The sequence below is a fragment of the Nakamurella aerolata genome (genome assembly GCF_013002705.1).
In the GTDB taxonomy this organism is placed as follows: Bacteria; Actinomycetota; Actinomycetes; order Mycobacteriales; family Nakamurellaceae; genus Nakamurella; species Nakamurella aerolata.
On sequence record NZ_JABEND010000002.1, the window covers coordinates 175,890 to 190,516 of the forward strand.

The 14,627-nt window shown below is 71.0% G+C and carries 7 protein-coding genes and 1 pseudogene; 6 read left to right on the forward strand and 2 right to left on the reverse strand.

Annotated elements, in window-relative coordinates; translation table 11 throughout:
* Nucleotides 1-20 precede the first annotated feature (20 nt).
* Nucleotides 21-3,872, reverse strand: a complete 3,852-nt coding sequence (locus HKD39_RS04065; RefSeq protein ID WP_171198569.1) for an ABC transporter ATP-binding protein — start codon at nt 3,870-3,872, stop codon at nt 21-23.
* A gap of 252 nt (nt 3,873-4,124) precedes the next feature.
* Here HKD39_RS04065 and phoA point away from each other — a divergent pair.
* Nucleotides 4,125-5,543: pseudogene (gene phoA, locus HKD39_RS04070) on the forward strand (alkaline phosphatase); the annotation flags it as partial.
* 492 nt (nt 5,544-6,035) lie between these two features.
* Nucleotides 6,036-7,181: a galactonate dehydratase gene (dgoD, locus tag HKD39_RS04075; RefSeq protein ID WP_171198571.1), complete on the forward strand. Its 1,146-nt coding sequence runs from the start codon at nt 6,036-6,038 to the stop codon at nt 7,179-7,181.
* A gap of 9 nt (nt 7,182-7,190) precedes the next feature.
* Here dgoD and HKD39_RS04080 read toward each other — a convergent pair whose 3' ends face one another.
* Complete coding sequence (locus tag HKD39_RS04080; protein WP_171198572.1) at nt 7,191-8,825, reverse strand: polysaccharide deacetylase family protein; 1,635 nt, start codon at nt 8,823-8,825, stop codon at nt 7,191-7,193.
* 305 nt (nt 8,826-9,130) lie between these two features.
* Between HKD39_RS04080 and HKD39_RS04085 the strand changes: the two genes are divergently transcribed.
* From HKD39_RS04085 to HKD39_RS04100, 4 genes are all read left to right on the forward strand, one after another.
* Nucleotides 9,131-10,354, forward strand: coding sequence for a DNA polymerase III subunit delta' (locus HKD39_RS04085; protein WP_171198573.1), 1,224 nt, complete (start codon nt 9,131-9,133; stop codon nt 10,352-10,354).
* Nucleotides 10,355-10,479: 125 nt separating this feature from the next.
* Nucleotides 10,480-12,033, forward strand: coding sequence for a CehA/McbA family metallohydrolase (locus HKD39_RS04090; protein WP_171198942.1), 1,554 nt, complete (start codon nt 10,480-10,482; stop codon nt 12,031-12,033).
* Nucleotides 12,034-12,055: 22 nt separating this feature from the next.
* A complete protein-coding gene (locus HKD39_RS04095) occupies nt 12,056-12,880 on the forward strand; it encodes a PSP1 domain-containing protein (RefSeq protein ID WP_171198574.1) in 825 nt (274 codons plus the stop codon).
* 228 nt (nt 12,881-13,108) lie between these two features.
* A complete protein-coding gene (locus HKD39_RS04100) occupies nt 13,109-14,560 on the forward strand; it encodes a L,D-transpeptidase (protein ID WP_171198575.1) in 1,452 nt (483 codons plus the stop codon).
* The last annotated feature ends 67 nt before the right edge of the window (nt 14,561-14,627 follow it).

Sequence of the window (14,627 nt, forward strand, 5' to 3'; positions counted from 1 at the left end):
ACCGCGCCGACCGGTGCAACTCAACCCTCGTCGCGGCGCGCGTACAACTCCGCGTACGCCCCGCCGCGGCGCAAAAGCTCGTCGTGGTGGCCGATTTCGGCCACCCGCCCGTGCTGCATCACCACGATGCGGTCGGCGCGGGCGGCGGTGGTCAACCGATGCGCCACCACCACCGTTGTGCGCCCGGCGGCGACCCGGTCGGTGGCGTCCAGCACGGTCTGCTCGGCGGACGGGTCGAGCGCCGCGGTGGCCTCGTCCAGCAGCAACACCTTGGGCTGCACCAGCTCTGCCCGCGCCAGCGAGATCAACTGGCGCTGCCCGGCGGACAGATTGCGCCCGCGCTCGTCGATCCGGTGGGCAAACCCGTGTGACAGTCCGGCAATCGCCTCGATCGCCCCGACCGCCCGCGCGGCGGCCTCCACCTCGGCGTCCGAAGCATCCGGACGGCCGTAGGCGATGTTGTCGCGCACCGTCCCGACGAACAGGTGCGCCTCCTGCGGCACCACCGCCAGCTGCCGGCGGTAGTCGACCAGATCGACCTGCCGCACGTCGTGCCCATCCACCAGCACCCGCCCAGTGCTGACGTCGTAGAACCGGGCGATCAGCTTGACCAGCGTGGACTTTCCGGCGCCGGTGGCGCCGACCACCGCGACGGTCTCGCCCGGCCGGAACGCCAGGTCGACGTCGAGCAGCGCCGGGTCGGCGTCCTCGGAGTAGCGGAAGCCGACCTTGTCCATGTCGACCTTGCCGTCCAGTCGGCCCAGCGGAATCGGGTGCGCCGGCGGCGGCACCGTTGTCGGGGTGGACAGCAGTTCGCCGATCCTGGTGAGCGAGACGCTGGCCTGCTGGAAGCCGTCGAACACCTGCGACAGTTGCTGGATCGGCGTGAAGAAGTTGTTGAGGTACAACACGAATGCCAGCAACGTGCCAGCGGTCAGCGCGCCGCTACCGACCCGGTGCGCGCCGACGGCCAGCACCGCGGCCGCCGCCAGATCGCCCAGCAGCGCCACGAACGGGAAGTACAGCGCGATGGCCGTCTGCGCGCGCATCCGGATGCGCCGGTAGCTGTCGGACTTCTCGGCGAACGCCGCGGCGTTGCTGTCCTGCCGGCCGAGGGCTTGCGAAACCCGAAGGCCGGCAACATTTTCCTGCAGGTCGGCGTTCACGATCGCCACCTGCTCGCGGGCCAGGGTGTACTGCCGTACCGCGTACCGCCGGAAGATCACGGTGGCCACCAACAGAATCGGCAGCGCCGCGAACGCCACCATGGCAAGGCCGGCGCTCATCACCAGCAGCGCCACCGCGATCGCCAGGAACGTGCTCAGGCTGACCACCGCCGTTACAAGGCCGGTCTGCAGGAACGACGACAGCGCATCGACGTCCGAGGTCATCCTGGTCATGATGCGACCGGCCAGCTCGCGCTCGTAGTAGTCGAGGCCGAGCCGCTGCAGATGCGCGAACTCCCTGATCCGCAACGAGAACAGCACCGACTCGCCGGCCTTGGCCATGGTGACGGCCTGCGCCCGCTGCACCAGGTAGTCGGCCACCACGATGATCGCGGCGGTGATGGCGAGCACCCAGATCAGCGACATCCGGCCCTGCGCGACGCCGTGGTCGACGGTGGAGCGCAGCAGCGCCGGCAGCAGGATCTGCGCCACCGCGTCCAACGCCACCAGCACGGCGGCCACCGCCAGCAGCCCGCGGACGCCGCGCAGCACCTGGCCGAGCGAGAACCGTTGCGACCGACCGGATCCGCTGTCGGAACCGCTGTCGGAACCGGCGGCCACCACCGTGGGATCGGGCCGGTCGGTGGCCGGCGGCAGCTCTTCGATCCGCTTGCGCAACTCGTCGGTCAGCGGCATCGCGGCGATGCCCGACATCATGCCGCCGCCACCGCGGCCGGCGCCGCCACCCATCGTCCTGGGCGAATCCGGGAGACGCTGCGCCGCTTCGGGTCCGGCGTCCCCAGCGTCCTCGCCGGCGTCCCCTGTGTCCCCGGCGTCGCCGGCGTCCCGGCCGTCCCGGCCGTCCCGCTCGGGCGGCCACAGCGCCGGGGTCAGCCCGTCCGGCCCCGCCGGCGGCACCCGGCCGCCGAGATCTTCGGTCAGCGAGCTGCCGAGCAACTGTCGGTAGAGCGGGCAGCGCTGCAGCAGCTCGTCGTGGGTGCCGTGGTCCACCAGCCGGCCGGCGTCCATCACCGCGATGGTGTCGGCCAGCTCAAGGGTGGAGCGGCGGTGCGCGATCAGCACCGTGGTGCGGTCGGCCGTCACCCGGCGCAGCGTCGCCAGAATGGCGGCCTCGGTGGCCGGGTCGACCGCGCTGGTGGCGTCGTCCAGCACCAGCACCCGCGGGTCGGTGAGCATCGCCCTGGCCAGCGCCAGCCGCTGCCGCTGCCCACCGGACAGGGTGAGCCCGCGTTCGCCGATCTCGGTGTCGTACCCGTCCGGGAGCCGGCTGATGAACTCGTCGGCCTCGGCGGCAACGGCGGCCGCCCGGATCTGCTCCGGCGTCGCGTCGGGCCGGCCGTAGCCGATGTTGTCGGCGATCGACGCCGAGAACAGGAACGCCTCCTCGAACACCACCCCGACCGCGCTGCGCAACTCCGCCCTCGTCACGTCCCGCACGTCCACCCCGCCCACCGCGACACTGCCGGACGACGGGTCGTAGAACCGGGGCAGCAGCAGCGACAGCGTGGACTTGCCCGATCCGGAGGGGCCGACAACCGCCACCGTCGAGCCGGTCGGCACCCGCAGCGAAAAGCCCTGCAGCACCGACTGTTCGGCGCCGTAGCCGAAGTGCACGTCGTCGAAGCGCACGTCCAGCCCACCGGCCGGCAGCTGCACCGGTTGCTCCGGATCGGTGATGCCGGCGTCCAGATCGACCAGCTCGAGTACCCGGTCCGTCGCGGCCCCGGCCTGCTGGCCCATCGCGAACATCATGGTGATCGATCTGGCCGGCCCCATCAGCGAGGCCAGGTAGAGCGAGAACGCCACAAAGGTGCCGAGGCTGATGTTTCCCCGCAGGGTCAGCCAGCCGCCGAGCAGCAGCACGAACACCTGCCCGAGCGCTATCACCGACGGCAACAGGTTGGTGCGGGCCGCCAGCCGGGCCGACCGCAACCGGTCGGCATACAGCCGGGTCGCGGCCTTCCGCAGCCGGCCGACCTCCCGCTGCTCCTGCCCGAACCCCTTCACCACCCGGACGCCGGTGACGTCTTCTTCCACGATTTCGGCGATGTCGGCCGCCGACTGCTGCGCCACCCAGGTGGCCGGGAACAACTGCCGGCGCAGCTGCCGCACCAGGTACACCACCACCGGCACCACGATCAGCGCCGACACCGTGAGCAGCGGCGACAGCCACAGCATCAGCACCAGCGACACCGCCGTCATGGTGAGCTGCCCGATCACCATGGGTGCCATCGCCATCAGGCCCTGCACCATCTGCAGGTCGGAATTGGCCCTCGACACCACCTGGCCGGTGCGCAGCTGATCCTGGCCGGCGCCGTCCAGCCGCGAGATCGCGGCGAACACGTCCTGCCGCAGGTCGTGCTGCACCCACAGGCTCAGCCGGCCGGCCGACCACCGGCGCAGGAAGGTGCTGGCGAACAGGGCGATCGCGACGGCGACGAGGCCGGCGATGGCCCAGCCGGTGGCGGCGGACCGGCCGGCGGAGATGTCGTCGACCACGGTGCGGGTGAGCAGTGGCGTCACGGCATTGAGCGACAGCGCCAATGATCCGCCCAGCGCCAGCAGCGACGTCAGCCGATAACGCCAGCAGTACGCCAGCAGCCGCCGCAACCAGCCGCGTCCAGCGGCAGCGGCCGGATGCGCCGGGTCGCTGCGGGGAGGGGACTCCAGCACCGGCGCGGCCATTTAGACAGCCTAACCAGTGCGACCGACTCACCCCTCCAGGTGGTGCCGCCGGCTGTCCAGCCACCGAACGGGTGGCAGGCCGGCACGGTCGGTGACGCGGTCACCCGCGGTTCACCCTGCGGCCACCTGCCGCATCCCTCGAGTTCGTTCCGCGCTGGTGGGCTCTGATGGCCCGCAACGGGCGGCCGCGTCCTCGGCGTTGCCGGACCCTGCGCGGCCCCGACAGTCCCTGAAGCTGGAAGGAAATCCCGCATGTCGATCAAAGCCACAAGCGTCCGGCGGCGCACCGTCGTCGTCGGCGTGGCCACCGCGATGGCCGCAGCGGCCGTCGCGACCCCGGTGCTCGCCGCCCGCAGCGACAGCCTGGCCGACCACGGCGGCGCCACCCGCCTCGACGGCGACAACACCAACAACGTCCGGCAGGCCATCAAGGGCGGCAAGGCCCGCAACGTCATCCTGCTGATCGGCGACGGGATGGGCTCGAGCGAGCTCACCATCGCCCGCAACTACGAGTACGGCGCCGCCGGCCGGCTCCCCGGCCTCGACTCGCTGCCGCTGAGCGGGCAGTACACCACCTACTCGCTGACCAAGGCCGGCAAGCCCGACTACGACCCCGACTCCGCCTCCACCGGCAGCGCCTGGGCCACCGGCACCAAGACCTACGACGGTGCCATCTCGGTCGACATCAAGGGTGCGCCGCAGAAGTCGATGCTGGAGATCGCCAAGGCCAACGGCTTGCGCACCGGCAACGTCTCGACCGCCGAGATCCAGGACGCCACCCCGGCCGTGCAGATGGCTCACGTCACCGCCCGCTCCTGCTACGGGCCGTCCGCCACCCTGAAGACCTGCTCGAGCAACGCGATCGAGAACGGCGGCGCCGGCTCGATCACCGAGCAGATCATCAACACCCGCGCCGACGTCACCCTCGGCGGCGGCGCCGCCACCTTCAACGAGAAGGCCACCGCAGGCAAGTACGCCGGCCAGACCCTGCTCGACCAGGCCACCAGCCGCGGCTACCAGGTGGTCAACAACAAGGCCGGTCTTGACGCCGTGACTGCGGCCAACCAGGACCAGCCGCTGCTCGGCCTGTTCTCCTCCGGCAACATGCCGGTGCGCTGGGTCGGCCCCGAGTCCACCACCGACGGCGGCAAGAAGGACCCGGCCCGCTGCCAGCCGAACCCCGCCCGTCCTGACACCCAGCCGTCGCTGGCCGACATGACCAGCAAGGCCATCGAGCTGCTGCAGGCCAAGCAGGGCAAGGGCTTCTTCCTGCAGGTGGAGGGCGCCAGCATCGACAAGCAGGACCACGCCGCCAACGCCTGCGGTCAGATCGGCGAGACCATCGACCTCGACGAGGCCGTGCAGGCAGCGATGGACTTCGCCAAGAGGGACGGCAACACCACTGTGCTGGTGACCGCTGATCACAGCCACACCAGCCAGATCGTCGAGGCCGGCTCCGTCACCCCGGGCCTGACCGCCAACCTGCTCACCAACGAGGGCAGCCCGATGACGATCAACTACGCCACCGCAGCCAAGGGTGGTTCGCAGCAGCACACCGGCGCCGAACTGCCGGTGGTCGGCTACGGCCCGCAGGCCGCGAACGTCGTCGGCCTGATCGACCAGACCGACATGTTCTTCATCATGAGCCGGGCCCTCGGCCTGCAGTCCGACCCGGCCGAGCTGAGCAAGAACGCCAAGGTCACCGTCGCCCCGCGCTCGCCCAAGGCCGGTGCCGGTGTGGTGGTAGAGGCCAGCAAGTTCTACGGCGACACCTCGGTGCGCAGCACCATGGTCGGCGGCGGCAACACCGTCGATCTGGGCGTCACCGAGCTGAACAACGGTGCCGCCACCGGTTACGGCACCGCCCCCAGCAAGCCGGGTAAGTACCAGCTGGAGGTCACCGGTGAGCAGTCGGGCAAGAAGGTGACGCTCACCGTCCAGGTGCGCTGAGCCGTTGCCCCGGTAGCACCTGCCTGAGCAGGTCAGCATCGAGCGGCGCCCGCCGGACCCTGCGTCCGGCGGGCGCCGCCGCGTGCTGGCGGTGCGCATGGTGATAACCGTTCGGCAGCGAACTAGGCTCGGCACGCATGCCGCGCCGGTGCGCCGACCTGTCGACGCCGGCCGTTGCCCATCACGGTTGCCCACGAAAGGCGTTGGAACGCAATGAAGATCACCTCGGTGGAGACCTTCCTGGTGCCGCCGCGCTGGCTGTTCTGCAAGATCTCCACCGACGAGGGCATCGTCGGCTGGGGCGAGCCGGTGCTGGAAGGACGAGCGGCGAGCGTGCGCACCGAGGTGCAGCAGTGCGCCGAGTACCTGATCGGCAAGGACCCGCTGCGCATCGAAGACCACTGGCAGGTGCTCACCAAGAGCCGGTTCTACCGCGGCGGTCTGGTGATGCAGTCGGCGATCGCCGGGATCGATCAGGCGCTGTGGGACATCGCCGGCAAGGTGCGCGGCTGCCCGGTGCACGAGCTGCTGGGCGGCCCGGTGCGCGACAAGGCGCGCATCTACTGCTGGGTCGGCGGCGACGACCCGCACGATCTTGAGCAGGCCATCGGCGAGAAGCTCGAGGTGGGCTACACCGCCATCAAGATGAACGTGGCCGGCGCCATGGAGCCGATCTCCACCAACGCCGAGATCGACGCGGCCGTGCGGCGGGCCCACCTTGCCCGTGAAACGCTCGGCCCCGGCAGGGATTTCGCCGTCGACTTCCACGGCAGGGCCACCCCGGCCAACGCCAGGCGGCTGCTGCCGCTGCTGGCCCCTGCGGCCCCGCTGTTCGTCGAGGAACCGGTGCTGCCGGAGTATGGGCAGTTCTTCGGATCCCTCGTCGAGGCGTCCAACATCCCGATCGCCACCGGCGAGCGGCTGACCGGGCGCGAGCAGTTCCTTCCCGTTGTGCAGCAAGGGGTTGCGGTGATGCAACCCGACCTGTCCCATGCCGGCGGTATCTCCGAGGTGCGCCGCATCGCCACCCTCGGCGAGACGTTCGGCGCTCAGCTGGCGCCACACTGTCCGCTTGGCCCGATCGCGTTCGCGGCCTGCCTGCAGGTGGATTTCGCGACGCCCAACTTCCTGATCCAGGAACAAAGCCTTGGTATCCACTACAACACCGGTAACGACCTGCTCGACTACCTGGTGGACCCGACCGTTTTCGAGATGGTCGACGGCTGTGTGCGCCGACCCACCGGCCCTGGACTCGGCATCGAGATCGACGAGGCCGCGGTGCGTGCCGCCGACCAGATCGGCCACAACTGGGTGCCGCCGGTGTGGCGGCACGCCGACGGTTCGCACGCCGAGTGGTGACGGCTCGGGTCAGCGAACCCGGTTGCGGGAGAAGTACAACTGGCCCGGCTGCAGCGGCGCGCCGTACAACTGCGGCACCGTCACCAGGGTGAAACCCTTGGCGCGCAACTGCGAAACGATCTGCGGCACCGCTTGAACGGTGCTGCGGTGAAGGTCGTGCATCAGGATGATCGACCCGTTCGACGCGCCGTCGACGGCGCGCCGCGCGGTCACCGTTGCGTCCTTGTTCCTCCAGTCCTCGGTGTCGACGTCCCACATCACCATCGGGTCGCCCAGCGTTCGGGTGGTGGCGTTGTACGAGCCGTACGGCGGACGCAGCAGGGTGGGGCGGCCGCCGCCCGCCGCCTCGATCGCAGCTGCCGCCTCGGTCACCTCGGCGCGCTGACCGGCGGCGTCCATGTTCACCAGGTTGCGGTGATCCATGGTGTGGTTGCCGATCACCATCCCGGCGCTGCGCAGCCGCCGGACGGTGGCCGGATAAGCGTCCGCCTGCGGCCCCAGCAGGAAGAACGTCGCTGGGGCGCCGGCCGCAGTCAGCTCATCGATCAGCTGGTCGGTGTACCTGCCGGGTCCGTCATCGAAAGTCAGTGCGACGCAACGCTTCTCGGCGCAGTTCACCGATGTGCCCGGCGGCTGCACCGCTGTCGGTGTGGGTGTTGCTGTCGGGGTGGGTGGGCGCGTGGTGCTGGGCTGCTGCGTCCGGGTCCCGACCCCCGACGAACGGGTAGCAGACGAGCGGCTGCCAGGGGAGGTCGGGCTGGTTGAAGTGGAGCCGGTGGAGGTGGAGCCGGTTGATGCTGGGCTGCTGCTTGCCGCGGCGGGTGAGGTCGCCGGCCGGGAGCCGGGCCGGAACTCGCTGGGGGAGCGGGTGGCCTGCCGGAATCGCTGGCCGGCCGCGGTCAGGTATGCCGACGCCTGCTGCTGGCTCAGCGGCACCACCGGCGACCCGTCCGACAGCGGCAGGATCAGGCCCTGCGGCACCACGATGCTGACGCTGCCGTCCGGCGCGAACGTCAGCCCGTCCAACAGGGTGGTCACGTCGTCGTCAGCCAGCGTCTCGACGTCGGGGTCGAATCCCTTGGCCCGCAACGCCGAAGTGATCAGTTGGACGGCGTCGGCGCGTTGCTCCGGCCGGATCAGACCGGCGCCGGTGGTTGCCACCCCGGTGGCTTCGTCGCTGTAGATGGTGTGGAAGACATTGACGCCCGACGCACCCGGAAACAGATACATGGTGAATCTGACGGCGATCAGCGGGCCGGCCACCGCGCTCACCCGCCAGCCGATGTTGAGCTCGGTCGGCGCCTCGCCCGGCGGGGTGTCGGTGACGAAATCGTCGTACTGCCGCTGAACCCAGCGCGCCGCCGCCGCGGTCAGCGCCGGAGCGCCATCGGCGACCGGTCGGCTCACCGAGATCGCCGTGCGCTTGTAGTTCTCCACCACGCGTTCCGGGTACAGCCCCGGCACCAGCTCGTCCAGATCGGCGTCCTGGCCCGGGTCGACAGCGGTTCCGGTGCCGGACGTCGGTGGGGCGGACGAGGTCGTTTCGGCGGCCGAGGTGGCGGGGCCGCTTGAGGAGGCCGGCGGGATGACGACGGACACCGAACTCGCCGGCGGCAGCACCACCGTCGGCGGTGTGGGAGGCATCGACGACACCCCGGAGACTCCGGTCGAGATATCTGCGGGGGTTGCGGGCGCGGTTCCGGCACCGGTGCCGCCGTTGGTGCAGCCCGCGAGCGCGACAACGGCCGCGACACCGGCGGTGAGCAGCGTGCTGCGGCCCCGGCGGACGTGCCGGCCTGGCCGACGACGGGACTCCGCTGCTGGACACGTCCCGCAACGCTACCGGGCGCGCCTGGGTGCCCGGGCGGCGGCGCAGCGACAGGGGTGCACCCGACGGTGCACCCCGGCGGTCGCAGCCGGACGTCGCACCCGCCCGCTAACGTGGCGTCGTGAGCACAGCGACGGTCACCGGAGCCGACCAGACCGTCTGGACCGACGTGGTGGGTCAGCACGCCGCGGTGGCCGAGCTGCGGGCAGCGGTGGCGGCCACCCACGACGACCCGACGGTCCCGGCGGCCGCGATGACGCACGCCTGGCTGTTCACCGGGCCGCCGGGATCCGGCCGCTCCACCGCGGCCAGGGCGTTCGCGGCGGCCCTGCAGTGCGCTGATCGCGGCTGCGGGCAGTGCACGCACTGCCGCACGGTGCTGGCCGGGACCCACGCCGACGTGCGCTCGGTGGTGCCGGAGGGCCTCACCATCTCGGTGAAGGAGATGCGCCAGGTGGTGCAGCTGGCGGCTCGCCGGCCGGCCACCGCGCGCCGCCAGATCGTGCTGATCGAAGACGCCGACCGGCTCACCGAATCGGCGGCGAACGCACTGCTGAAAGCCATCGAGGAGCCGCCGCCGTACACGGTGTTCCTGCTGTGCGCCCCTTCCACCCATCCCGAAGACGTCTCCGTCACCATCCGATCGCGCTGCCGGGTGCTGAACCTGCGCACCCCGGCCGCCGCCGACATCGCCGAGGTGTTGGTCCGCCGCGACGGTATCGACACCGACATGGCCGGCTGGGCGGCATCGGTGTCCGGCGGCCACGTCGGGCGGGCGCGCCGGCTGGCTCGGGACGACGAGGCCCGCGCCCACCGCGAACGGGTGTTGGCGATTCCCGGTGCGCTGCGCGGCTTCTCCGACGTGTTCGCCGAATCCGGCGCGCTGCTGGCCACCGCAAAGGGTGAGGCCAGCTCGTACGCCGAGACCCGCGACGCCGCCGAGATCGCCGAGCTGAAAACGGCGCTCGGCGCCGGAGGCACCGGCAAGGGTGCGGCGACCGCCGCCCGCGGCAGCGCCGGCGCGGTCAAAGAACTGGAGCGGCGGCAGAAGTCGCGGGCCACCCGCACCGAGCGCGACGTCCTCGACCGCGCACTGATCGACCTGTCCGGCTTCTACCGGGACGTCATCGCCACCGCCTTCGGCGCCGACGTGCCACTGATCAACCCGGATCTGGCGGAAGACGTGCGCACCGCCGCCGGCCGGTTCGGCGCCGACGGCGCGCTGCGCCGGCTGGACGCGGTGCTGGCCTGCCGGGAGGCGATCGAGCTGAACGTCAAGCCGCAGATCGCGGTCGAGACCTTGATGGTGCAGCTGGCCGGCATCGGCGAACCGGCAGCCTCCTAGCCGCCGCCACGGCTGCCGGCCGGCGGCGCCCGAGCACTGTTCGTCACCGGAGATTCACCTTCGCGTCGCTGCGCCGGTGCGCCGCCGCTGGTTACCGTCGCCGGATGGCCGACAATCCCCGGGTGATGTCCCGACGCAACGTCATCGCCGCCGGCGCGGCGGGAGCCGCCGCCACCGTGGCAAACCTGCTGCCCGGCCTGGCTTTCGCACCGCAGGCGGAGGCGGCACCGACCGCGAACCCGTCGGCGCCGCCGACCCAGACCAAAACCGTGACGGGGCACCTCGAGCCGGGCAACCCCGATTACTACTACGTCCCCGTCGAGGTGCCGGCCGGGGTGTCCCGGATCGACGTCTCCTACAGCTACAACCGGCCGGACGTGCCGCCGGGCCGGCGTGGAAATGCCTGCGACATCGGCATGTTCGGGCCCGAGGGCCTTGAGTTGGGTAACCGCAAGGCTTTCCGCGGCTGGTCCGGGGGTGCCCGCTCCGAGTTCTTCATCAGCCCGTCGGAGGCGACGCCCGGTTATCTGGCCGGCCCGGTGGGCGCCGGCACCTGGCACGTGGTGCTGGGCGCGTACACCATCGCCCCGTCCGGCATGGACTTCTCGGTGACGGTGACGCTCACCTTCGGCCGCCCGACGCCACCGTTCCGGGCGATCGCCGCGCCCACCAGAGCACCGCGGCGGGAACGCGGCCGGGCCTGGTATCGCGGCGACTGCCACCTGCACACCGTGCACTCCGACGGCAAGCGCACCCCCGAGCAGCTCGTCGCCGCCGCCACCGCCGCGAAGCTGGACTTCATCACCTCCACTGAGCACAACACCCCCAGCGCCCAGCTGGTGTGGGGCCGGTACGCCACCGACGACCTGCTGATCCTCAACGGCGAAGAGGTGACCACCCGTTCAGGGCACTGGCCGGCGATCGGCCTGCCGGCCGACACCTGGATCGACTGGCGCTACCGCGCCGACACCCCCGAGGAGTTCAGGCGCTTCACCGACCAGGTGCACGCCGCGGGCGGCCTCGTCACCGCGGCGCACCCGTTCGCCAACTGTTTTGCCTGCGCCTTCGAGTTCCCGCTGGACGCCGGGGTCGACCTGATCGAGGTCTGGAACGGCCCGTGGACCCCGGAGGACGACGCCGCCGTCACGCACTGGGACGGCTTGCTGCGCACCGGTACCTTCCTGCCGGCGATCGGCGACTCCGACGCGCACGCCCCGGCGGACACCGTCGGGCTGCCGCAGACGGTGGTCTACGCCGACAAGCTGGAGCGGACGGCGCTGATGCAGCGGCTCAAGCAGGGCCGCTCGTACCTGGTGGCGAGCGCCGGGCTGAGCCTGGCCGCCGGCGCCTGGGCCGCGGGCGCGGCTCCGGCGAGCAACAGCGACGGCACCGCCGCCGAACTTGCCGGCAAGCCCGGCGTCGCCGGGCTCGGTGGCCGGCTCGCGGTCGACTGGGGCGTCGAGGTGACGGTGCGCTGCCGGGTCAGCGGGTTCCCCGCCGGCGCCGTCGCCACCGTCTTCGACCAGCTCGGCCCGCAACTGCACACCCCGGTGGACGGCCCCGATCAACTGGTGGAGTGGGTGACCGACGCCAGGTACACCTGCTGGGTGCGGTTCGAGGTGCGGGACGCGGCGGGGGCGATGCTGGCGCTGAGCAACCCGATCTTCGTGGGGAAGTAGCCGCCCGACCTACACTCGCGGCATGGGCATGCTGTGCGCCGTCGCGTTCTCACCGACCGGGCAACTGCACTATGCGCGGCCCGGCGACCACCGGCCGGAAGTCGGCGACCATGTGCTGCTGCCGACCGAGCACGGCCCGCTCACCGCCCAGGTGATGTGGGCGGCGGAGCAGACCGCCTTCGCCGACGACGAACTCGACGGCTTCCCCGAACTGCTCGGCCCTGCCAGCGAAGACGACCTGGCGCAGACCCAGCGGCTGCGGAAGGTCAAGGCCCGCACCATGGTGGCCAGCCGCAAGCTGATCCGCGAGCACGGCCTGCCGATGAAGGTGCTCTCGGTGGACCCGCGCGCCGATACCGGCAAGACCGTCATCTACTACTCGGCACCGCACACCGTCGACTTCCGCTCGCTGCTGCGCGACCTGTCGGCCACCCTGGGTAGCCGGGTGGAGCTGGTGCAGCTGCCCGATCGGGACGCGGTGCGCGTCACCGGTGCGATCGGCTCGTGCGGTCGCGACACCTGCTGTTCCACCTTTCTCTCCGACTACGAGCCGGTGACCCTCGCGATGGCAAGGGACCAGGATCTGCCGACCAATCCGCTGCGGATATCAGGGGCGTGCGGCCGGCTGATGTGCTGTTTGAAGTACGAACACCCGCTGTACCAGCAGTTTCGCAAGGACGCCCCGGCCGTCGGCGAGGACGTCGAGTCACCGGCCGGGCCCGGCACCGTTGTCGGCCATTCGGTGCCACGGGACGCGGTGGTGGTGAAGCTGGCGGCAGATGGATCCAGTCACATCTGCCCCAAGGCGTCGGTCTGTGCGTCACGAAAGGCCTACGACTCCCGTTAAGATCGGTAGGGGCCAGTACGACCGATCGGGTGAAATCTGAGGTGGTGGCCGCGCGGCCGGGGAAGTGTTTCCGGCGGCGGGGCAACGTTGTCGTGCTGGCGCGCATCTGAAGTGGGTAGACGCCATCGCTAGGTAGCACCGACAAGCTGCAGCGGGGAAGTCGTTGGGCCGGCCCTTTCCGGGTCGAGTCGGGGTTGGTCGGTAGCAGGTCGCAGCTTGGGGAGCGTCATGAGCGTCAACAATCTTTCACGCCGCTGGCGGCACGGAGCGGGCATCGCCGCGCTGGCCGTGGTGGCCGCGCTGGTCGCCGGCTGCTCCGGCAGTGCCGGGGCAGCCGAGAACGCCGCCGAGAACGCCGCGGCGACGGCCGGCCAGACCGGCAAGGCCACCCAGGACGGCGGCGCCACGGCGACGGCCGCGCCCGGCTCGGATGGCGGGTCGGTCACCGTGCAGCAGCCGGCCGCGTCGTCCGGGGCGAACCCGAGCGCGTCGAGCGGAACCGGGGAACCGCCGGCGAGCGGGTCAGGGCCGGCGGCGTCCTCCGGGAGGGCATCGGCCGCGGCAGTGTCGAGCCCGCCGCCGAGCAGGCCGCAGCCCGTGCCGGCCACCGTCACCGCGACACCGGCCTTCGGCAGCGACACGCTGAGCCCGATCGAACCGGCCACCATCAAGGTGAGCGGCGGCACCATCACCGAGCTCAAGGTGCTGGCCGAGGACGGCAGCCCGATCGACGGCTCGTTCTCCGCCGACCGCACCAGCTGGACCTCGGACCAGCGGCTGCGCTACGGCGCGAAGTACCGCGCCGTCGGCACCGTCGCCGGGGCGGCGGGTCGAGCCGATGCCAGCATCGACGGCACCTGGAGCACCTTTTCGGCCAGCACCTCGCAGGGCCGCATCTCGCCGGGACCCGGCACCGAGGTGGGCGTCGCGGCGCCCGTCATGATCAGGTTCGGCACCTGCGTGTCGGAGGAGCGTCGTGCCGATGTGCTCAAGCACCTGAAGGTGACCACCTCGAATCCGGTGGAGCTGGGCGCCAAGTGGCTGCGGCACGACGGCGACGACTGCAAGTCACTTGACTTGCGCCCCAAGGACTTTTGGCCGGCCAACACCAAGGTGACGGTGTCGCTGGATCTGCTCGGCGTGCAACTGTCCGACTCGGTGTGGGGTGCGCGGGAGCCGCTGCAGACCAGCTTCACGGTTGGCCGCAAACTGGTGACCTACGCCGACGCCGAGACCAAGCAGATCGTGGTGAAGCGCGACGGCGAGACGGTCGCGACCTATCCGACGTCGATGGGCCGCGGCGACCGGGTCGGCGACAAGCGGATGACGACCCGCTCCGGCATCCACGTGGTGACGAGCAAAGAAGCCGACAAGAAGATGACCAACGAGAAGTTCGGCTACAAGGATCTGCCGGAACCGTGGTCGGTGCGGATCTCCAACAACGGCGAGTTCATCCACCAGAACCTGGCCTCGCTCGACAAGCAGGGCAAGGAGAACGTGTCGCACGGCTGCCTGAACCTGTCCGATGTGAACGCCAAGGAGTACTTCGCCATGGCGGAGTACGGCGATCCGGTGATCATCACCGGCACCTCCGTGCCGCTGTCCGAGGCCGACGGCGACATCTACGACTGGACCATCGACTTCGCCGAGTGGACGCCGGTACCGACGACCACCGGCTGAGACCGGTCGGTGTCGGTCGGCATGGTCGTTGGGACCGGGCAGCGGAAAAATCGGTGCCTCGCCGCGA

Bases quoted from the DNA above. Each gene is read 5' to 3' on its own strand.
- HKD39_RS04065 (WP_171198569.1), bottom strand. From the start codon at position 3,872: ATGGCCGCGCCGGTGCTGGAGTCCCCTCCCCGCAGCGACCCGGCGCAT.
- dgoD (WP_171198571.1), top strand. From the start codon at position 6,036: ATGAAGATCACCTCGGTGGAGACCTTCCTGGTGCCGCCGCGCTGGCTG.
- HKD39_RS04080 (WP_171198572.1), bottom strand. From the start codon at position 8,825: ATGCCTCCCACACCGCCGACGGTGGTGCTGCCGCCGGCGAGTTCGGTG.
- HKD39_RS04090 (WP_171198942.1), top strand. From the start codon at position 10,480: ATGTCCCGACGCAACGTCATCGCCGCCGGCGCGGCGGGAGCCGCCGCC.
- HKD39_RS04095 (WP_171198574.1), top strand. From the start codon at position 12,056: ATGGGCATGCTGTGCGCCGTCGCGTTCTCACCGACCGGGCAACTGCAC.
- HKD39_RS04100 (WP_171198575.1), top strand. From the start codon at position 13,109: ATGAGCGTCAACAATCTTTCACGCCGCTGGCGGCACGGAGCGGGCATC.